Source organism: Nostoc foliaceum FACHB-393 (assembly GCF_014698505.1).
Lineage (GTDB): Bacteria > Cyanobacteriota > Cyanobacteriia > Cyanobacteriales > Nostocaceae > Nostoc > Nostoc foliaceum_A.
Map to the genome: position 1 here is coordinate 26986 of NZ_JACJTD010000055.1, position 20190 is coordinate 47175.

Annotated in this window: 13 protein-coding genes; 5 read left to right on the forward strand and 8 right to left on the reverse strand. The window is 42.8% G+C overall.

Going from position 1 to position 20190, the window contains the following annotated elements; genetic code table 11:
- Positions 1-113: 113 nt before the first annotated feature.
- Both zwf and opcA read left to right on the forward strand, forming a co-directional pair.
- Positions 114-1643, forward strand: coding sequence for a glucose-6-phosphate dehydrogenase (gene zwf, locus H6G92_RS29810; protein WP_190899254.1), 1530 nt, complete (start codon positions 114-116; stop codon positions 1641-1643).
- A gap of 239 nt (positions 1644-1882) precedes the next feature.
- Entirely contained in the window at positions 1883-3250 is a 1368-nt protein-coding gene (gene opcA, locus H6G92_RS29815; protein WP_190899233.1) for a glucose-6-phosphate dehydrogenase assembly protein OpcA, read from the forward strand.
- A 253-nt stretch (positions 3251-3503) separates the two neighbouring features.
- On the opposite strand, the gene H6G92_RS29820 is transcribed toward opcA, so the two are convergent.
- The 4 genes from H6G92_RS29820 to fraC all read right to left on the reverse strand — a co-directional run bounded on the left by H6G92_RS29820 (position 3504) and on the right by fraC (position 6881).
- Positions 3504-4160 (reverse strand): pentapeptide repeat-containing protein, encoded by a 657-nt coding sequence (locus H6G92_RS29820; RefSeq protein WP_190899235.1) that lies wholly within the window; start codon positions 4158-4160, stop codon positions 3504-3506.
- A gap of 268 nt (positions 4161-4428) precedes the next feature.
- Positions 4429-5208 (reverse strand): ABC transporter permease, encoded by a 780-nt coding sequence (locus H6G92_RS29825; RefSeq protein ID WP_190899236.1) that lies wholly within the window; start codon positions 5206-5208, stop codon positions 4429-4431.
- A gap of 65 nt (positions 5209-5273) precedes the next feature.
- A complete protein-coding gene (gene fraD / locus H6G92_RS29830) occupies positions 5274-6281 on the reverse strand; it encodes a septal junction protein FraD (RefSeq protein WP_190899238.1) in 1008 nt (335 codons plus the stop codon).
- 60 nt (positions 6282-6341) lie between these two features.
- Positions 6342-6881: a filament integrity protein FraC gene (gene fraC, locus H6G92_RS29835; protein ID WP_190899241.1), complete on the reverse strand. Its 540-nt coding sequence runs from the start codon at positions 6879-6881 to the stop codon at positions 6342-6344.
- Positions 6882-7233: 352 nt separating this feature from the next.
- Here fraC and H6G92_RS29840 point away from each other — a divergent pair, with 352 nt between their 5' ends.
- Positions 7234-8370 (forward strand): cob(I)yrinic acid a,c-diamide adenosyltransferase, encoded by a 1137-nt coding sequence (locus H6G92_RS29840; RefSeq protein WP_069068662.1) that lies wholly within the window; start codon positions 7234-7236, stop codon positions 8368-8370.
- Between the two features lie 59 nt (positions 8371-8429).
- On the opposite strand, the gene H6G92_RS29845 is transcribed toward H6G92_RS29840, so the two are convergent.
- The 4 genes from H6G92_RS29845 to H6G92_RS29865 form a co-directional block, all read right to left on the reverse strand.
- Entirely contained in the window at positions 8430-9398 is a 969-nt protein-coding gene (locus tag H6G92_RS29845) for a response regulator (protein WP_190899243.1), read from the reverse strand.
- A complete protein-coding gene (locus tag H6G92_RS39785; protein WP_313890009.1) occupies positions 9395-13795 on the reverse strand; it encodes a PAS domain S-box protein in 4401 nt (1466 codons plus the stop codon). The genes H6G92_RS29845 and H6G92_RS39785 overlap by 4 nt, the downstream gene beginning before the upstream one ends.
- Positions 13796-14714: 919 nt before the next feature.
- A complete protein-coding gene (locus H6G92_RS29860) occupies positions 14715-14954 on the reverse strand; it encodes a hypothetical protein (RefSeq protein WP_190899245.1) in 240 nt (79 codons plus the stop codon).
- A gap of 470 nt (positions 14955-15424) precedes the next feature.
- Positions 15425-15775 carry a hypothetical protein gene (locus H6G92_RS29865; protein WP_190899247.1) on the reverse strand — a complete coding sequence of 117 codons (351 nt, stop codon included), beginning with the start codon at positions 15773-15775 and terminating at the stop codon, positions 15425-15427.
- A 566-nt stretch (positions 15776-16341) separates the two neighbouring features.
- On the opposite strand from H6G92_RS29865, the gene gatB reads away from it, so the two are divergent.
- Positions 16342-17817, forward strand: a complete 1476-nt coding sequence (gatB, locus tag H6G92_RS29870; RefSeq protein ID WP_190899248.1) for an Asp-tRNA(Asn)/Glu-tRNA(Gln) amidotransferase subunit GatB — start codon at positions 16342-16344, stop codon at positions 17815-17817.
- Between the two features lie 699 nt (positions 17818-18516).
- A complete protein-coding gene (gene argJ, locus H6G92_RS29875) occupies positions 18517-19758 on the forward strand; it encodes a bifunctional ornithine acetyltransferase/N-acetylglutamate synthase (protein ID WP_190899251.1) in 1242 nt (413 codons plus the stop codon).
- The last annotated feature ends 432 nt before the right edge of the window (positions 19759-20190 follow it).

Below are 20190 nucleotides of genomic sequence, written 5' to 3' on the forward strand. Positions count from 1 at the left end.
AAGGGGACAAGGAGAATAACCAATGCCCAGTGTCCCATGCCCAATCCCCCATGCCCGATGCCCAATCCCAAGTCCCCAATCTCAAAACCCCTAATCCAAAATCCAAAATTCCTATGGTCAGTCTGCTAGAAAATCCCTTGCGCGTTGGTCTGCAACAACAAGGGATGCCCGAACCTCAGATTATAGTTATCTTTGGCGCTTCTGGTGATCTCACCTGGCGCAAACTAGTGCCAGCACTTTACAAATTGCGGCGAGAACGGCGTATTCCGCCAGAAACTACTATTGTCGGCGTAGCGCGTCGAGAGTGGAGCCATGAATACTTCCGTGAACAAATGCAGAAGGGCATGGAAGAGGCACATCCTGATGTCGATTTAGGGGAACTTTGGCAAGACTTCTCTCAAGGACTGTTCTACAGTCCTGGGGATATAGACAACCCCGAAAGCTACCAAAAACTGAAAACCTTATTGAGTGAATTAGACGAAAAACGGGGCACGCGAGGCAATCGCATGTTCTACCTCTCAGTAGCCCCTTCATTCTTTCCCGAAGCTATTAAGCAGCTAGGAAGCGGCGGGATGCTAGAAGATCCTTACAAACATCGTCTAGTAATTGAAAAACCCTTTGGTCGGGACTTGGCCTCTGCCCAAAGTCTTAACCAAGTAGTACAGAAATATTGCAAAGAACATCAAGTATACCGTATTGACCACTACTTAGGTAAAGAAACAGTCCAGAATTTGCTGGTGTTTCGCTTTGCCAATGCGATTTTTGAACCCTTGTGGAATCGTCAATTTGTTGACCACGTGCAAATTACCGTGGCAGAAACCGTGGGAGTGGAAGACCGGGCTGGCTACTATGAAAGCGCTGGCGCACTACGGGATATGTTGCAAAATCACCTCATGCAACTTTACTGCCTAACGGCGATGGAAGCACCCAACGCAATGGATGCCGATAGTATCCGCACAGAAAAAGTGAAGGTACTCCAAGCTACTCGTTTAGCTGATGTTCACAATTTGTCGCGGTCAGCAGTCCGTGGTCAGTACAGTGCTGGCTGGATGAAAGGTCAAGCAGTGCCAGGGTATCGGACAGAACCAGGCGTTGACCCGAACTCCACCACACCGACCTATGTAGCGATGAAGTTTTTGGTGGATAACTGGCGCTGGAAAGGTGTTCCTTTCTACTTGCGTACCGGAAAGCGGATGCCGAAAAAAGTGAGTGAGATTTCGATTCACTTCCGCGAAGTTCCGTCTCGGATGTTCCAATCTGCCGCCCAACAGACCAACGCCAATATTTTGACGATGCGGATTCAGCCAAATGAAGGTATTTCCTTGCGTTTTGATGTCAAAATGCCTGGGGCCGAATTCCGCACTCGTTCCGTTGACATGGACTTTAGTTATGGTTCCTTTGGCATCCAAGCAACATCTGATGCCTACGATCGCTTATTCCTTGATTGTATGATGGGCGATCAAACATTGTTTACACGGGCGGATGAAGTAGAAGCAGCCTGGCAGGTAGTAACACCAGCTCTTTCCGTTTGGGATGCACCCGCTGATCCTACTACTATTCCTCAGTATGAAGCCGGTACTTGGGAACCAGCAGAAGCAGAATTCTTAATTAACCAGGATGGTCGTCGCTGGCGCAGACTCTAGAAAGTTAGGAGTGGTGAGTTAGGAGTGATGAGTTATCGGTGATAAATTATGAGTAATAAGTTATAAATTATGAGTTTTTGAGTTAAGAATTTCAGTTCTTTTAACTCCAAACTCTTAACTTTAACTCCTAACTTTTAACTCTTGTACAGACGCGATTCGTCGCGTCTCTCCTAACTCCTAACTCCTAATTTCTAATTTCTAAATTATTCAACAAACAAAGCTGACAACTCAAAACTACTATGGCTCTCCAAGCTTCTACAATTTTTTCACTCCAGGCACCGAAAGATATTTCGCTGAACGAAATAGATGCGGAACTGAACCAAATTTGGCAAAGTTACGGTATTACTGGCGAGGACGGTGGGCTTCCGAGTGCTACTAGGGCAACAACATTTACTTTAGTGGTCTACGAACCAGAAGAAACTCAGTATTTGTTGGCTGCTTTGGGATTTTACAATGGCCCAATTGATGGGATTTTAGGGCCACAAATGGCAGCAGCATTGCGAGAAGTACAAAAGAAACATAATCTACCAGAAACCGGAACACCAACACTTGAAACTCTCACTGTATTACGAGAAGAATTCGCTAAAGGTCAGCGAAGTGGTTCTGTAGGAGAACATCCTGCTGGTGGGTTAAATAGTGGCAGCCCCAGAATTGCCGATGAAATCGCTCTCCGCAATCCCTGCCGCATCATTGCGTTATTTCCTATTGCTGGCGAAGATGAAGGGGTTAAAGCTCAAGTTTCTGCCTATTGCCCCATCCAAAAGCAATCGTCAAGCACACTTATCTGCTGCGAATACATCACTCTCAGTGGTACTGCTGCTGCCTTAGAACGCATCGGTGGCATGATTCCAGCATTGTTGATTGGCGGCTTGCCGAAGTTTCTCTGGTGGAAGGCAACGCCAGACCCTAACAACAGTTTATTCAAGCGTCTAGCAGCAGTCTGCAATAATGTCATTGTAGATTCTTGCAACTTTAACGAGCCAGAAAGTGATTTACTCCGCCTACAAGAGTTGGTAGAAACGGGTGTACCTTTAGCTGACTTGAACTGGCGTCGCCTCGCATCATGGCAGGAATTGACAGCTGAAGCTTACGACTCACCTAAGCGTCGCGCCGCCCTCAAAGAGATTGACCGGGTTACGATTGATTACGAAAAAGGCAACCCTGCTCAAGCTTTGCTGTTTTTGGGTTGGCTGGCAAGTCGGTTGGAATGGCAGCCAGTCTCTTATCAAAAGGAAAGCGGTGATTATGACATCACTCGCATCCGTTTTATAGCTCAAGACCAGCGACAAGTAGAAGCGGAGTTAGCAGGAGTTCCGGTTGCTGATGTGGGCGATATTGTTGGTGACTTGATTGCCTTACGCCTCAGTTCAACAAATCCGAAGGCAGACTGTGGTACAGTTATTTGCTCGGAGACTGGTGGTTGTATGCGGATGGAAACCCACGGTGGTGCCCAATCTGCCGGTCTGTTTCAACAGGTGACTTCACTTTCGGAACAAAAGGCGGAAGCATTGCTGAGTCAGCAGGTACAACGCTGGGGCCGCGAGTCACTTTTTGAAGAAAGCCTGGGAGTGACAGCAAATATTTTCAAATTGGCAACTAATAGTTAGCTTCGCCTACAAAGAATAAAAGTTACCAAAATCAAATACAACCCCTCAAAATTTTTGGAATATCCAGAAACTTTGAGGGGTTTTGTATACAGAATTTTTTCAAAAATCAAATTGAATTGCTATATTAAGGTGGTCGAACTCACGTTTGCTCAACAAACTAGTTAATATCATGTTCAGATGATATTAATCTGGCAATTTGGGATTTTAGATTTTAGATTTCTCCTTTAATCCAAAACAATTGCATAGCTCCTGACTAATAAATCACTATCTGAGGTTGCTCAATTGTGCCATCAGGCATGATAGTATCCCGAAACTTCGCATAAATCAGCTTTGTCTCCCAAAGGTTTGCCTTACTCAAGTTTGCCTTGGTTAAATTTGCCCATGTCAAATCTGCACCAGTTAAGTTGGCCTCAGTCAAATTAGCTTCTAGTAATTTTGCTCCACATAACTTTGCTCCTGTGAGATTTGCAAAACTTAAGTTAGCTTCAATCAGCGATGCTTCAATTAAATTGGCTTTACTTAGGTCTGCTTCTCTCAAATCCACATCACACAAAGAAGCACCCCAAAGATTACTACCTATGAATTTCACCCGCCATAAAAATGTTCCGCACAAATTTGCTCTTTTTAAATCAGCATTAATCAAATTAGCTTCACACAAAGATGCTTCATACAAATTAGCATCATGTAAGCTAGCTTGCATCAAATTTGCGCCACTTAAATTAGCACGAGTGAGGACACAGCCACACAGATTTGCATCACGCAAATCCGCGCCTATGAAGTTAACACCACTTAAATCAATTCCTTTTAAGTCGATTCCACTCAAGTCACATCCACTGAAATCTCGGCGCTGAAAATATTTATTTGTGATTTGACTTAATACAAATTCTTGTTTATCAGCATAATTTTTCATGGTATTCACCTCTGGGTTTAATGTATCTCAAAGGTCGAGTGTGGTAGTTACCGTATATTGAGAGTACACCCCAAATGGATATCAGCTGAGTAAATAATCAACAATAAATTCCCAAAAAATCGCCAATCGCTTGAAAATACGCTTTTTAAGTGGTTTTTAAAACAAAAAATGCTGACATAAGTCAGGAAATATTCATACAACAGGAGTCATTCAATTTTAGATTTTGAATTTTGATGAAGCAGCGTGGTGGCTTCCCCATGTCTAATTACTAAAATTCGCGTTGTGAGAAGATAAAAATAGCGATCGCTAACAACATGGCACTATAAACTAAGCCATAGCCAGCATTTGTAATCAGTGCAGTTGTGTCAGGTAGTGCTTGCAGACCATAAACGGCATCATTTTTCAAATCTAATCGAGATAAATCTGGCAAAATGAGAAACAAACCTTGGGTTAAACGTTCCATACCAGGGTTACGGCTAAGACGGCCAAGTTGTACTAAATCTTGAGTAATATTTCCGATTAGATATACCGCAAAGGTTAAAACAGTCGCTAACAGTGAACCAGTAAAAACACCGAAGGTAATAGCCATAGCGGTGATTAATGACAACTGTAATAATAAGAAAATTGCCGCAATTAAAATGCTCGCCGTTGGATGAGGGATATTACCAAATTGCAGAAAGACTAGATAAATTGCTGTCATCGTGGCGATAAGTACAGCTAGTACTGCGGATAAACCCAAGTATTTGCCGATAATAATTTCGCTGCGGCTTACAGGTTTAGCAACTAACACCAAAATAGTGCGTTTTTCAATTTCTTTATTAACTAGTCCCGTACCAATAAATATCGTTACAATTAACCCGATGGCATTCATCGCCGCCATCCCAAAGTCTAAAAACATTTTGTCTTCAGCCGTTGCTGCAAATTCAGGAAGGACGCGGAAGGCAGTGGCGAGTATTAGCGCATAAAAACCAATAATATATAAGATGCGATCGCGTACCACTTCCTGAAACACATTCTTTGCCAATACAAAAATTCTGTTATTAGTCATTTGTCATTAGTCACTTGTACTGAGGGTAGTCGAAGTATTGGTAATTAGTTTTTTACCCTGCTCCCTTACTGCTGCGGAGGCGGTGATCCTGCAATAAGTTTACTGGCGCGATCGCATTCAATTTCTGCAACTGTAATCTTATTATCTGAATTGCTAGTTGCTGCAACTGGTTCAATCCGACAAGATTTTTTCAAGTAATAGCCCCGTGGATTAGAACTTGGCCCTATCCAAATACTTAATAAATCTAATATATATCCAGACTTAGTATTAGCTACACGCGGTTCAACGCGCCATAGTTCCTTTTCTTCATATTTCCCCAGGTTCTTTTGAATTACTCCCCTACCCAGAGTTCCTACCCGCTGTCTTGCATCCAGTAACCATTTTTCTACTTCTGACCAAGGTGTTGCAGCTATTTGTTCTACTACTATTGGTTGAAGTCTTTCTAAAATTACAACGCCGTTTCGTGGAATTTTTACTTGTTCTTCTGTTCTGACAACAATGGTACTATTTTTAAAATTATCTGCCTGCAAACTGGGATATTGTCGTAACCAATTATCCATCACAAAGTAAAACTGAATCCAGCAACTTAGCAGCATACTACTAGCAACTAAAACTATGATTCTTTGGCGATCTTGTGGTTTAGGGATTCGAGCCTTAGCGTCAGTATCACTTCCTTCAATAAATTCTGGTATTGCCGTAATTAGCGCTGAAATTGTCGGCCAAAAAATGATTGTTCTTGGCGTAATTACATCCTCTTGACTTCCAAATGCAAAAACACTCACTAAGAATCCAGTGATCACTGCCCCGACTGGCATAAAAGTACCAGGAACCCTCAGAGGATCTTCAGTTGTATACCAAGCTGTGCCGGCAATTAAAAATAACCAACCAAAAAAAGCGATTATATCTTTGATATAACCTGTAGCAAAATATGAAGTTACCCAAGAAAAAACACTCAGATAAATAAATGTTTGCCAAGAATAAGCTTTGGGTGGAACTAATACCTTTCTAATTCCCGCGTAAAGCCCTTCCGCAAATTTAAAAACTCCAAATACATCTTTCAGTAGCGTATTCATTGTATTCCCTCCCGATGATTAATTAATCACTAGTCTTCCTTTGAATTAAGTAAGATTTTGTTACTTTGAGCGAAACAATAAAATAATGGTTATAGCACTATAACTCAGAGAATTCGCTATTAATGTAGTAATTACTAAATTACTACTTTGTAATTTAGCGCTGCTAAAAGTACGCCATCGCCGCCGTTGAGATGTTTGAGTCTCCTCTTCTTTTTTAGCAACTGGTTCACTCAATGATAGTAGTAACACCCTTAAAATAAAAAATTTCATTATAAAAGTAGCAAAAAAAATTATAGAAGCGATTAAAATTATTAAAGTTTGTGTATTTGCTGATTTAAAATTATTAAAAAGCATATAGTTAATCAATTCTGATTTCACCTGGATCGGCAACATTGGTTCTGTTACAAAAAATATGATCCAACCAATTACACTAGAAAATAGATTGATAGAAATCGCATAAAAAGTGCTAGTTTTTTTGTCAAATTTTAGTCGTTTGTGCAAAACATATGCTTCGATGGGGATGGCAATCAGTACAAATAAAAAGTCAAACAGAATTCCACCAATAGGAAAAATCCTAGGAAGCATCCAATTTTCAGGCATAAATGGTCAAGGGTAAGGGTTAACTGTAGAGAGTATAACTGGGATAGTGAGGGTGATGGGGGAAATTATAAAAAGGCATCGGGAAAACCCAATATTCTAAAGATGGGATGATAGACACCCCGATGCCGTTGACGGTTAACAGTTAACAGTCAACAGTCAACGTGAAATCCCCTTTTAGGCGTGGGAGTAGCTTAACTGATTGTTTTTGTCCTTGACTATGCTAGTTTGCCAGTATTTCCTTATTGATATTATTAATACATCATACGGACGCACTAGTAGGGCAGTTTCTCTACCTAAGAGTACAAGACGTTAGGTAAGATTAAAGACTGCCATAGTTATAGCTTTTCGAGAAATGACAAGGAACGGTATTGGTATTCGCACGGCGCAAGTGCGTCAGGAACGGCTCATTGGTCAAATTCACGTCTACGATGGTCTGGGTAAAGGTAAATCTCAAGCGGCTTTGGGAGTGGTTTTGCGCTCTATTGGCTTGGGGATAAATACGCCTAGCAATTCTAACCGGGTTTTACTGCTGCGGTTTTTAAAAGGGCCAGAACGTGATTATGACGAAGATGGCGCGATCGCAGCTTTACAGCGCGGGTTTCCCCATTTAATTGACCAGGTTCGCACCGGGAGAGCCGAATTTTTTGGGCCAGAAGAAATTACCACTTTTGACCGAGATGAAGCGATGCGGGGTTGGGATGTAGCCAAAGGTGCGATCGCTAGTGGTTTATATTCAGTTGTCGTTTTGGATGAAATTAACCCCGTTCTGGATTTAGGTTTGCTACCAGTGGATGAAGTGGTAAAGACATTAAAATCCAAACCCCAAGAGTTAGAAATCATCGCCACCGGACGCGCTGCACCGCAAAAGTTGCTTGATATTGCAGATTTGCACTCAGAAATGAAACCTCATCACCACCCAACAGCCAAAGCCCTCTTCCTTGAAGGGATTGAAATTTATACTGGTGCTGGTAAAGGTAAGTCTACTAGTGCTTTGGGCAAAGCCTTACAGGCAATTGGTAGGGGAATCAATCATCCAGGGTCTACCCGTGTGTTGATTATGCAGTGGCTTAAAGGTGGTAGTGGCTACACAGAAGATGCTGCGATCGCTGCTTTGCAGCAGTCATATCCAGAAGTGGTGGATCATCAGCGCTGCGGTGGAGATGCGATCGTCTGGCGAAATTCTCGGCAAGAATTAGATTATGTAGAAGCCGAACGGGGTTGGGAAATTGCGAAAGTTGCGATCGCCTCTGGTCTGTATAAAACCATTATTCTCGATGAACTAAATCCCACCGTTGACTTAGAATTACTCCCCGTTGAACCCATTGTCCAAGCTTTACTCCGCAAACCCCGCGACACCGAAATCATTATTACTGGTCGCTGCCAAAATCCACCCGCGTACTTTGACTTGGCTAGCGTCCATTCAGAGGTTTACTGCCACAAACACTATGCAAATCAAGGTGTAGAACTTAAACGAGGCGTAGATTTTTAAAATAGTCATTAGTCATTAGCTATGGACTTTTGATACTAATGATTGTCACAGATGAAGCCCTAGCGGGAATTTTTACTTTTGGGTAGTAGAATATTTTGCACAAAGCGATCGCGTCCTGCTGCCTTTGCTTGATACAACGCCCGATCTGCGGCGGCAATCATTTCTTCTATGTCAGAATCTGGCTGAGGAATTTCTGTCGTAAAGCCGGCACTCAGGGTTACATAAAGACTAACTTGGGAATTTTTATGAGGAATTGCTAATGTGCGGACAGCATGGCAAATTTTATCGGCAACATGAGTTGCGCCTTCGGTGTCTGTGTTAGGTAAAATCACAGCAAATTCTTCCCCACCATAACGGGCAACTAAGTCTCCGGGACGTTTAATAATATCTTTAATGGCTTTAGCAATTTCTTGCAGACAGCGATCACCTACCCGATGACCATAGGTATCGTTATATAATTTGAAGAAATCAACATCGCAAAGGATCAGAGAAAGAGACTGTTGATCCCGTTTCATGCGCTGCCATTCTTGGTGAAAATACTCTTCAAACCGTCGGCGGTTAGCTACTTGAGTTAATCCATCGATAGTAACTAACCGCTGCAATTCCAGATTAACGGCTTCCAGTTTTTGCTGTAACTGAGATTGCTCAATCAAGCGTTTTACCCGTTGTCGCAAAACTGCCCAGTGGATCGGTTTGGTAACATAATCCATTGCCCCCACTTCAAATGCACGGTCAACTGATTCTTGATCTTCAAGTCCTGTAACCATTAAAACTGGAGTGTACTTGCTACAATCAAGACGTTGTAACTGAGTGCAACACTCAAACCCATCCATATCTGGCATTAGGGCATCAAGAAGTACTATATCAGGGTGTAGTTTGTTAAAAGCAGTTACAGCCTCTATGCCATTTTGAGCTTCCGCTATTTGATAGCCTTCCCGCTCCAAGAAATGCCGCAGTATCATGCGGATAAAAGGTTCATCATCAACAATTAGAACTAAAGATTGACTTCCTTGAGCAGTGGCATTCATGTTGCTTCCTTCGCAAGTTCTATTTCTAAGGCAGTTTTAACTTGTTCATACTCCTGATATAGTTTTGACAGTAATTCTACGCTGTTTTCTAATTTACTGCTGCGTCCTTGTGCTTCTAACACTTTGCAAAGCTGCGCCAAGGCGATCGCTCCAACAGAAGCACTGCTTGACTTGAGTCGGTGGGCTGTATTCCATACAGTCTTGGTATCCTGAGTTGCGATCGCTGTGCTGATATCTTCCAGCAATCTCAGTGTCTCTGTAAGATAACACTCAATCAGTTCAGCGAATGCCACATGATCCTCTCTGACCATATCCCGCAAGGATTGGAGAATTTTGGGATCAATATTGGCGCTTTTTAATGTCTGGTTTTGCCCTAACTGGAGGATATTTGGCGAAGGTTGCAATTCTAAGCACATCACTCTACCTTGTTTTCCTATGGAAGTGAATTTAGAATTTCTTTGGAGTGGACATTTGCTGAGGGCTTGAGCTAACTCATGAAGATGAATCGGTTTACTAATGTAGTCATCCATACCAGCAGCAAGACAGATTTCGCGATCGCCTTGCATTGCATTGGCAGTTATCGCAATGATATGGGGACGGGAACCCAATTCCCATTCTTGACAGATTCTCCGAGTTGCTTCTAACCCATCCATTTCGGGCATATGGATATCCATCAACACTAGGTCATAGGGCTGTTTTTGCAAAGCCTTGAGCACTTCTACCCCATTGGTTACGACATCCGCCCCATAACCCATTTTCTGTAGCATCAGTAGGGCAACTTTCTGATTTACAACCGTGTCTTCTGCCAGGAGAATTCGCAGTGGTAGTCGATGGGCCAAATGCCGATCAACCAAGGAAAAATGAGAATTATTGGCTTGGGTTGGCTGATTTCCCAAAACACGGGTAATAACATCATAGAGTTGAGACTGTTTAATGGGTTTACTCAAAGAGGCAGCAAACTGGACATCATTACAGTCAGAGGAAGTTTCTAGTCTACCCAAAGGGGTCAGAATCACCAGAGGTAGGTTTTGACAACCAGATTGCTTGTGGATTTGACGAGCTAGGGTTATGCCATCCATTTCCGGCATCTGCATATCTAAAATGGCAATATCAAACTGCATTCCCTTAGCAAGTTGAGCTAAAGCTTCTTTACCAGATTTGGCAGCATAAGTTTGCATTTTCCAAGACTCTGCTTGCAAGCGGATAATTTTGCGGTTAATTAGATGATCATCCACAATCAACAGGCGTTTTTTGGCAAGCTGCACTGGCGAATTACTAAATTCAGCTTGTTCTGACTGAGCAGCCACTTTGGTAGTAATCGTGAAATAGAATGTCGAACCTTGGGAAAATTTTCCACTGTTCCATCTAGGGCTAGGATTGCCACCGACAAACCCTTGGCTTTCCACCCAAAGAGTGCCGCCCATCAACTTACTGAGTCGCTTGCTGATGGCCAGCCCCAATCCTGTGCCGCCATATCGCCGAGTCATGGAGACATCAGCCTGAGTGAAGGGTTGAAATAACCGTTCTATTTTCTCTGGTTCGATGCCAATACCTGTATCTTTGATGGCAAATTGAATTTCGTAGAGAAATTGTGGCTCCTTAATAGGTATCGAGGAATGGAAAGAATTTTCTTTATCCAAATCAAGAGAACAGGCACATGCTGCGCGATCTGGCTCCTGCCGCGACCAGAGTGAGTTGAGGTTTAAATCTCCCACTTCTTCATTTTCCCAATCCAAAGGAGCCTCTTCAAGTGTTGGGGAGACTTCCGCCGTAAGATGCCCGAAGGACTGTAGGACGATGGCATCTTCCCAAGTAGAGTAACTTGCTGGTAAGGTTGAATCCCCATCTGAGTGGAACCTCATGCCTCCTGCCGACGCTCCAGGATGAGCTACTGCTGCGCTCTCTATCCTGCCTTTTTCAAGAGTCCCTAGTTCAACAGAAAGTACCACTTCTCCATTTTCAGTAAACTTAATCGCATTGTTGAGGAGATTCATCAAAACTTGGCGTAGACGAGTCATATCGCCGATGATCTGAGTGGGAACTTGCGGCTGGATCAGGTAAGCTAATTCGAGATCCTTTTGAGCAGCTTTAGGGGCTAATAGAGAAATAGCCTGTTCCACACAAGCCCTCAAATCAAAAGGCTGTTCTTCTAATTCCAGTTTGCCCGACTCAATTTTGGAGAAATCTAGAATGTCGTTGATGATGGTGAGCAAAGCATCTCCGCTACTGCGAACTGTTTCCACAAAGTCTTGCTGTTGAGGGGTAAGGTCAGTATCCAGCAGGAGATCAGTCATGCCAATAACAGCATTCATTGGGGTACGGATTTCGTGACTCATCATCGCTAAAAACTCACTTTTTGCCCGATTTGCGGCTTCTGCCTGGCGTTTTGCCCGTTCCAGGGCAAAGTTTTTCAAGGTAAGTTCTTCTCGTTGGCGGGTTTCTTGTTCCAGTAAGTGAGCCTGCGCTAGAGCAATACCCAGTTGAGCCGCCACTGCTTCTAGTAATTCAATTTCGTCTTGTGTCCACTGGCGAAAATAGCTGCACTGATGTAAGCCGATCGCACCATTGGGTTCTCCTTGATAGGAGGTGCGGATTGACAGCATAGATTTCAGCCCAATTTGTCGGCAGATAGGTTCAGCCGCCTGGAGTAAAGGATCAACGTACACATCACAAGAAGCGATCGCTATTTCTTGCGCCATCATCTGCTCGGCATGAGGATTGTTGGTCATGGGAACTTCCAATTTCAACATGGAGCTGTAAACAGGGAGTATATTATACTCAGCTACTAGGGGAATTCGGGGTGTGGGGTCGCTAATGTAAGAATGAATCAGACAGCGTTCAGCTCCAAATGCTTTTCCAATTTGGGTAGCAGCCGTCTCAAATATTTTTCTGCTATCAAGACTTTGACGAATTTCCTGAGTAATTTGTTCAAGTAGTAGGGTTCGATGCAATTGCCGTTGTAGCGCTTCTTTGGCTCGTTTATTTTCGGTAATGTCGTGATTGATGCCAACAATGGCAACAGTTTTCCCCTGTTCATCCTGTAAACAGACGACAGTTGTTTCGCAAATTCCCTCACTGCCGTCTTTACGAATAAAGTTTATTTCCCCTGACCAGCGTCCTTCCTGGTTGATTATTTCAAAAATTTTGGCGCTTAATGTGGCGGCTGCTTCCGGTTTATACAAAATAGTGAGAGTCTTAGCTAAAATCTCTGCTTTGCTATAGCCAAACATGTTTTCGGCAGCAGGATTCCAGTCAATAATATTTCCGTTTAAATCTGTGATAATTACGCCATCATGCATGTTTTCAAAGGTGAGGGCTTGACGACGCAGACTGGCTTCGGCAAGTTTGCGTAAGCAAAGCTCGTTGTAGACATCGCTAATATCTGTCTGAATTCCAATAAAGTGGCTTAACTTGCCATTTTCGTCATGGATAGGAGAAATACTCAATTCATTCCAGAACAAGGTACCATCTTTGCGATAGTTGCGGAGAACAACTTTGCAACTTGTTCCAGCTTGAATAGATGAACGCAGGTCATTGAGCGCTGGTTGCTGGGTATCTGTGCGTTGCAAAAATCGACAGTTTTGCCCAATCACATCAGTAGCACTGTAGCCTGTTATTTTCTCAAAGGCGCGGTTGACGTATATAACTGGATTGTAAGCGAGTCTAGCATCGGCAATAATAACTCCATTACTGCTAGCAGCCAGTGCCCTCTCTCTCAGTCTCAAGGTTTCTTCAACCAGCTTCAAATCAGTAATGTCAAACATAAACCCTCTCAGCATAGTAGGGGTTCCTGCTTGCTTAACTACGCTAATAACGTCTCGCAGCCAAACAACCCGCCCATCGGCTGCTAACATCCGGTATTCCAATTCGTGATTTTCGCACCTAGCAGTTGCTTCTTGGCAAAAACGAACAGACTTTTCCAAGTCATGTGGATGTAGATGATTGACCCAAAAGTTTTCTTCGTACCACTCTGCGATCGGATAATTTAGCAAGTCTACCGCTTGTGGCCCAACGTAAATAAATCGCCAAGTCTTCAAGTCTAATTCCCAAGGAATGACTTTGACAGTTTCCAGCAACTGTCGCCAACGATTTTCGCTGGTGCGGAGGGCAATTTCTACCTGCTTCTGTTCAAAAATCCTGTGAGTTAACTCCTGATTTATTGCTGTTATCTCTTGGTTACTTGCTTTGATCTCCAAGGCAAAATACAGCGTGACAATAACCAATGACCCTGCAATCAATACTACTTGTGTTAATAACCCCGGAGTTTGAATTAAAAGTCTCTGCCAGAGTAGGACTACAGAGATTGTGAAGAAAATCCCCAGCAACAGCGCTAGTAATTTTCGTTTGCGGAAAAATGTCACAGCGTTGAACCAGTCATATCGGTGCTGTTTGATCACTGATTAACCCTCAAGCACTTTCAGGGCTTATTGCACTAACTTTTACTTTTAAGTAATCTAAAATAGCAATAGCAAGGGGGCAATTACGGAATTTATTTATAAGTAAAATATATGCATATATAGTGGTTCCTGCATAGGTACTGTGGCGGGAGTTTGCCTACCTTTTACAAGAAGCAAAATCCCCTTGTTAAGCCCCAAGTCTTGTTAATTGAGATTGGTAGATGGATTTCTGCCGTGCTGTACTAGGCTTGTCTACGAGACGCGATCGCTAATGTGTAGCTAACGCAAACAAACTTAAAGTTACTGGCTCACCAACATAGACGCGTAAAGGCTTACTGTTTGGTGAATTGGCAAGTGTGGCTCGGAAACTCAGATTTGAAAAGGTAGAATACAAAGGTCAATATGCTCGTTGGCAATATCCAGAATTTTTAAGTGAAGCGTGAATTGCAATCTGGAGTGTAAGCAATGTCTAAGGACGGGCTATTTGGTATCGGATTTTTAATTTTTTGATCGCAAGTGCATAAATACTTAGAGGCGAGCTTCCTGTACCCCGATTTTAAGGGACTTCCAGAAATTAAATTATCCAATTTCTGGACTTCACTACGACTATCCCTCCCCCTGCTCCCTGCTCCCTGCTCCCTGCCTCTATAGCGATGGTATATTTTTTTATTTGGAAGTCCCTAAGCAAGCTACGTCCATGAGCTAAAGAAAAGGGATTAAGAAGGGTTAAAGGGATTGAATTTTCTTTTTCCCCTTAACCCTTCCCTTTTCACATCAAGAGTGCAAAATGTCATGAACAGAGTGAGCATAAAGCGCCCGCCATGCAAGCACAATTCCAAACGAAAATCTCTTTCCCTGTTCCCTATCACTGTAAGCTGTTCCCTATTTTCAAGATAGGTCTATTGCCTATACTTGTACTTTAAATCACAGCTTCTTCTTGGCGTTGACAATCAAAAACAACCATGTAGGAAGCATTTGGTATTTCCTGGGGGAGGTGCCGCATATAGCCATCGGCATCAGAACGACTGCGGAAGCGAGCAACAATCTCCCGTTGCGTATTAGGAAGTAGACGAGCGATCGCCCAAGAATTGAGGCGTTCTTTATAGGCAATAGCTTGATTGTCTGATTTGGAAGCTTTGTAATCCGTATTATCTGGCATAATTATGTTATCCGTATGAAGTTTAATGAAAGGCGTTAATTAGTTTCTAAGTAGGAATGCACCAACACTTTTTTTAATGCTGCTGCCACCTTGTTATTCGATTATTTAAAAATTGTCAACACTTAACGCTCTATTTTAGACCCCCTAAGTTGTAATTTTCAGGTGCCTATGAATCTCAAAGCCTTAATTTGCAATTGTTTCCAGGACACAATAATGCTCAAGCAGAAAGTTTGGCAAATATTGGGTTTGCATGATTTGTATGCATACACATAAGTAAAATCTGTATCAGTGCTAAAAGAAATGCCAATGTATTAAAATCTCAGTTGAGAATGAATAATAACCTGCGTAGAATTAATGGGCGCAGACACACTCTTAATTTTTCTATAGTGCAAGCAGTAAAGATATATTGCGGGCATTGCGGAGCAACTCGTGCTCCGCTCCTGAATTCTTTTTCAATTCTACCTATCTCTTCACCACTCTTTATCTAGTAGGGATTCAAATTCAGCTTGTAAGGCGCTTATATCCGCCAATCTTGCGACTAATAAATTATCCTTACCAGCATCACTTAAACGGAATTTCCAATAACGAATACTGTCTGAGTTGTTCAACCAAAACTGAATCACGGTATCTACCACTTGATCTAGATTCCAACCCCACTTTGCTGGAACTGATTCCACCGATTCTAGAAACGTATCTAATCTACATGTATGCATTCCCAAATATTCCACGCCTTGGTGGAGTGGTTTTTGCCCATTTTGCTGTTGGTGATTAAAAAACTGCAAAAGTGGAGATACTCCTACAATATCAAAAGTGTATTTCATCCTAGTACTCCTAGTTTTAAATTCTTTGCAGGAAAGCTTTATTTTCGTTCTAACATAATGTCTAACAAGTAGCTAAAGCATCTAGAAAAAGTCTAGTTTTGGTCTATATCATAGGCATTAATTTTCAGTCATAAATTAGCACTAACAAGCCTTGAGTGCTAATATTTTTTAATTATTTAATTTATTATTAAAGTTAATTATGTCAGCTTCTACGCTCGGAAGATAACTTGCTAATTTGAGGTCATCAGTTAGTACAAGATACTTCCCTTTAGATAAAGTCACGATTCCACTGTCAGTCTGAATTTGACACTCAACCCCGTTAGGATTCCAGTACCAAGCATCCGAGTGAATGACTTCTAAGCCTAAAATGGTTCCCAGTTCGCGGGCTAAGGTAGATTTACCAGCACCCCAGAACCAATAATCTAGATTTTCTTCACCTTAGGTTTGCATCTCCCTTTTCAAGCTCATGAAGGTAAGCATTACTCACCCAAATAACCGTCTTCAGGGCAACTCAATACACCGCTACAATAGTACCCTAAGAAGGATTATGCCCAAATATTGATATTATGACCACTGCTACAACCGTAAAAACTGAGTATGAAGCGATTATTGGTCTAGAAACCCATTGTCAGCTGAGTACCAATACCAAGATTTTCTCTAATAGCTCTACGGCATTTGGTGCTGACCCCAATACTAACATTGACCCAGTTTGTATGGGTTTACCTGGGGTTTTACCTGTACTCAATCAAAAAGTATTAGAATACGCCGTCAAGGCTGGTTTGGCACTAAATTGTCAAATCGCTAGATATAGCAAATTTGACCGTAAACAGTATTTTTATCCAGATTTACCCAAAAATTACCAAATTTCTCAATATGATCTACCGATCGCAGAACATGGTTGGTTAGAAATTGAGTTGGTAGATGCTGAGGGTAATCCCACTCGCAAACGCATTGGTATTACGCGTCTGCACATGGAGGAAGATGCTGGAAAATTGGTACACGCAGGTAGCGAGCGCCTTTCTGGTTCTTCCTATTCTTTGGTAGACTACAATCGCGCAGGTATACCATTAGTAGAAATTGTCTCGGAACCTGATTTGCGTTCTGGATTAGAAGCTGCTGAATATGCTGAAGAATTACGCCGAATTGTCCGGTATCTCGGCGTGAGTGATGGCAATATGCAAGAAGGATCTCTGCGCTGCGATGTCAATATTTCCGTGCGTCCTGTGGGACGAGAGGAATTTGGCACCAAGGTAGAAATTAAAAACATGAACTCCTTCAGCGCCATCCAACGGGCGATTGACTACGAAATTGAGCGCCAAATCGCCGCCATCGAAGCAGGTGATCGCATTATCCAAGAAACTCGTCTATGGGAAGAAGGTGCTCAACGTACAAGTAGTATGCGAGTGAAAGAAGGTTCTAGCGATTACCGCTACTTCCCCGAACCAGATTTAGCACCAATTGAGGTAACAGATGCCGAATTAGAGCAATGGCGCAGTGAACTACCAGAATTACCAGCCCAAAAACGCCATCATTATGAAAGTGAGTTGGGGCTTTCGGCTTACGATGCGCGAGTGTTGACAGAAGATCGTTCAATAGCGGAATATTTTGAAACTGCGATCGCAGCTGGAGCAAATCCGAAAGCTGCTGCAAACTGGATTACTCAAGATATCGCAGCCCACCTCAATAAGCAAAAACTCAGTATTAGTGAAATCGGCTTGACTCCCACCAATTTAGCTGAGATCATCACTCGGATTGAAACTGGCAAAATTAGCAATGCTCAAGCTAAAGAAAAGTTACCAGATTTGCTCAGTGGTATTTCTCCTGAAAAAGCCTTTGCCGGTCAAGAGTTAATCACCGATCCTAGTGTACTGGAACCCATCGTTGATGAAGTCATAGCCGCCAATCCCAAAGAACTAGAAAAGTATCGCAACGGTAATACCAACCTCAAAGGCTTCTTTGTCGGACAAGTTCTGAAAAAGACAGGTAAACGTGCTGATCCTAAGCTGACTAACGAATTGGTGGAGAAAAAACTGAACGCCTAATACAGCTTTGCGTAATTCGTAATTACTGTTCGGTAAGGGTTTTAGACATTTCAAATGGCTGGCTTATTTACACAACGTTGTACTAGTAGTCTGCGAAGTCAACTTTGTTAGGTGAGGGGCAGAGGGGCATCTTCTCCCCTGCCCAATTCCCAACTAAGTATTTTCCCGGTTATTCTTCACCAAATCTTCATATAAAAACTGGTGACAACCCGCATACCTAAAATGCTATGCTGTGCTAAGTAGATGCACCCTGATGATCTGGAGAGCTGCCTAAGTGGCTCTCTTTTTTATTTGATTTCTGTGGTATTTACGAGGGAGCTTCATCAGATTTTTAGAAATAATCTTAATCAATAAGTATTAACCCTTACATCGTAAATGATATGGTGTGAGAAAAAGATGCACCGTAATGATCTGGAGAGCGACCCAAGTGGCTTTCCTTTTTCGCTTTTATGTTTCTTCATAAGAAAGGTAAAAACAATTATGCTAATCGCCAACTGGTGCATTATTATTGCCATCAGCAAATAAACTCACAATAAAAGAAACTAGGGACTGGGCAGTGGAATCAAGGGGAGAATAATAGCTCCTAACTCCTAATTCCCAACTCCTAACTCAACACGGGCTAAACACCCCGCTAGCGCTAACAGAACTTTTTCAAAGCACAAATTGACCTATCCAAACTGATATTTGTAAGGAAGAATAATGGCAGATTGGCAAAAAATCACAGGTGGCATCACAGCACCAAGGGGGTATCAGGCGGCGGGAATTACCGCAGGTTTGAAACCTTCAGGGTTGCCAGATTTAGCTTTGATATTCTCAGAGGTGGAAGCGATCGCAGCAGGTGTATTTACCACCAGTCAAGTAAAAGCTGCTTGCGTAGAATATTGTCGCCAACGCTTGCAAGCTAAACAAAGTGCTCGTGCCATCCTCTGTAACGCTGGACAAGCAAACGCTGCTACAGGGACTCAAGGCTATCTTGATACTTTAGAATCTGCTATGGCAATAGGCCAAGCACTAAACATCCCATCTGAATCTGTATTACTGGCTTCCACTGGTGTGATTGGCCAAAGAATTAAGATGGATGCTTTGCGAAGTGGAATTCCCAAAGTAGTAGCAGCACTATCAGAAACAGGCTCAGATGCAGCCGCTGGGGCAATTATCACTACAGACTTGGTAACAAAATCCATTGCCTTAGAGACAACTATAAGCGAACGCCCGGTACGAATTGGCGGCATTGCCAAAGGTTCCGGCATGATTCACCCCAACATGGCAACCATGCTGGCATTTGTTACTTGTGATGCCGTGGTTTCGCCTCACCTTTGGCAGCAGATGTTATCAAGGGCAGCAGATAGAAGCTTTAATTCCATTACTGTGGATGGTGATACTAGCACCAATGACAGCTTAATCGCCTTGGCAAACGGTCAATCTCGTACCCCAGCAATTACAGGATGGGGAGCAGAAGCAGAGAAATTAGAGGCCATGTTAACAGCAGTTTGTCAGCATTTAGCCAAAGCGATCGCTCGTGATGGTGAAGGCGCAACCTGTCTAATTGAAGTGGAAGTAACAGGGGTCCATGATGAAATCTCTGCCCGACAAATAGCCAAAACCATCGCTGGTTCATCCTTAGTTAAATCTGCAATCTTTGGGCGAGATCCAAATTGGGGACGCATCGCCGCCGCCGCCGGACGTGCAGGTGTGCCTTTTGAGCAAGAAAACCTGCAAATTAAGCTAGGGAATTTCTTAATGTTGGAAAACGGGCAACCTCTGCAATTTGACCGTGCAGCAGCGAGTGCTTATTTGAAAAAAGCAGCGACGGGTGCTTATCTCCAAGAAGATACAGTATTAATCTCTGTTAACGTTGGCAATGGTCATGGTTCAGGTAAAGCTTGGGGTTGTGATTTGAGTTATGACTACGTGAGGATTAACGCTGAATACACTACGTAAATTAATCACAATTGTTTGCTAGGTTGAGACACTAAAATCTCGTTTACAGATATATAGCGGTTCTCATTCAGATGCGGTACAACATTACATCACGAGGTGTAGGGGCACGGCAGTGCCGTGCCCCTACGGGTGTACTTTCAAGTTGATACAAATACCTTGCTAAGGGTGCACAGCTAACTGTGCACCCCCTAAATCATAAAGCCTCGTAGGAAAGGGTTAGGGAGAGGTAGGAAAGGGGCTGTTCTTGTTAGGTCTGTATTGGACTCCACCGAGAAGCTCTATAGAACCCATTTGACATCTAAGAAGGTGCAGCAAGCCTCTTAACCATCAACCGAATAAAACAAAGATTAACCTTGGCAGTCGCATTCGCTAAAGTTCTCTCAAAGTTCTTGACGAGGATTTTGCATCTTTCCATCCAAGCATTTGACCGCT

Bases quoted from the DNA above. Each gene is read 5' to 3' on its own strand.
- zwf (WP_190899254.1), top strand. From the start codon at position 114: ATGGTCAGTCTGCTAGAAAATCCCTTGCGCGTTGGTCTGCAACAACAA.
- opcA (WP_190899233.1), top strand. From the start codon at position 1,883: ATGGCTCTCCAAGCTTCTACAATTTTTTCACTCCAGGCACCGAAAGAT.
- H6G92_RS29820 (WP_190899235.1), bottom strand. From the start codon at position 4,160: ATGAAAAATTATGCTGATAAACAAGAATTTGTATTAAGTCAAATCACA.
- H6G92_RS29825 (WP_190899236.1), bottom strand. From the start codon at position 5,208: ATGACTAATAACAGAATTTTTGTATTGGCAAAGAATGTGTTTCAGGAA.
- fraD (WP_190899238.1), bottom strand. From the start codon at position 6,281: ATGAATACGCTACTGAAAGATGTATTTGGAGTTTTTAAATTTGCGGAA.
- fraC (WP_190899241.1), bottom strand. From the start codon at position 6,881: ATGCCTGAAAATTGGATGCTTCCTAGGATTTTTCCTATTGGTGGAATT.
- H6G92_RS29840 (WP_069068662.1), top strand. From the start codon at position 7,234: ATGACAAGGAACGGTATTGGTATTCGCACGGCGCAAGTGCGTCAGGAA.
- H6G92_RS29845 (WP_190899243.1), bottom strand. From the start codon at position 9,398: ATGAATGCCACTGCTCAAGGAAGTCAATCTTTAGTTCTAATTGTTGAT.
- H6G92_RS29860 (WP_190899245.1), bottom strand. From the start codon at position 14,954: ATGCCAGATAATACGGATTACAAAGCTTCCAAATCAGACAATCAAGCT.
- H6G92_RS29865 (WP_190899247.1), bottom strand. From the start codon at position 15,775: ATGAAATACACTTTTGATATTGTAGGAGTATCTCCACTTTTGCAGTTT.
- gatB (WP_190899248.1), top strand. From the start codon at position 16,342: ATGACCACTGCTACAACCGTAAAAACTGAGTATGAAGCGATTATTGGT.
- argJ (WP_190899251.1), top strand. From the start codon at position 18,517: ATGGCAGATTGGCAAAAAATCACAGGTGGCATCACAGCACCAAGGGGG.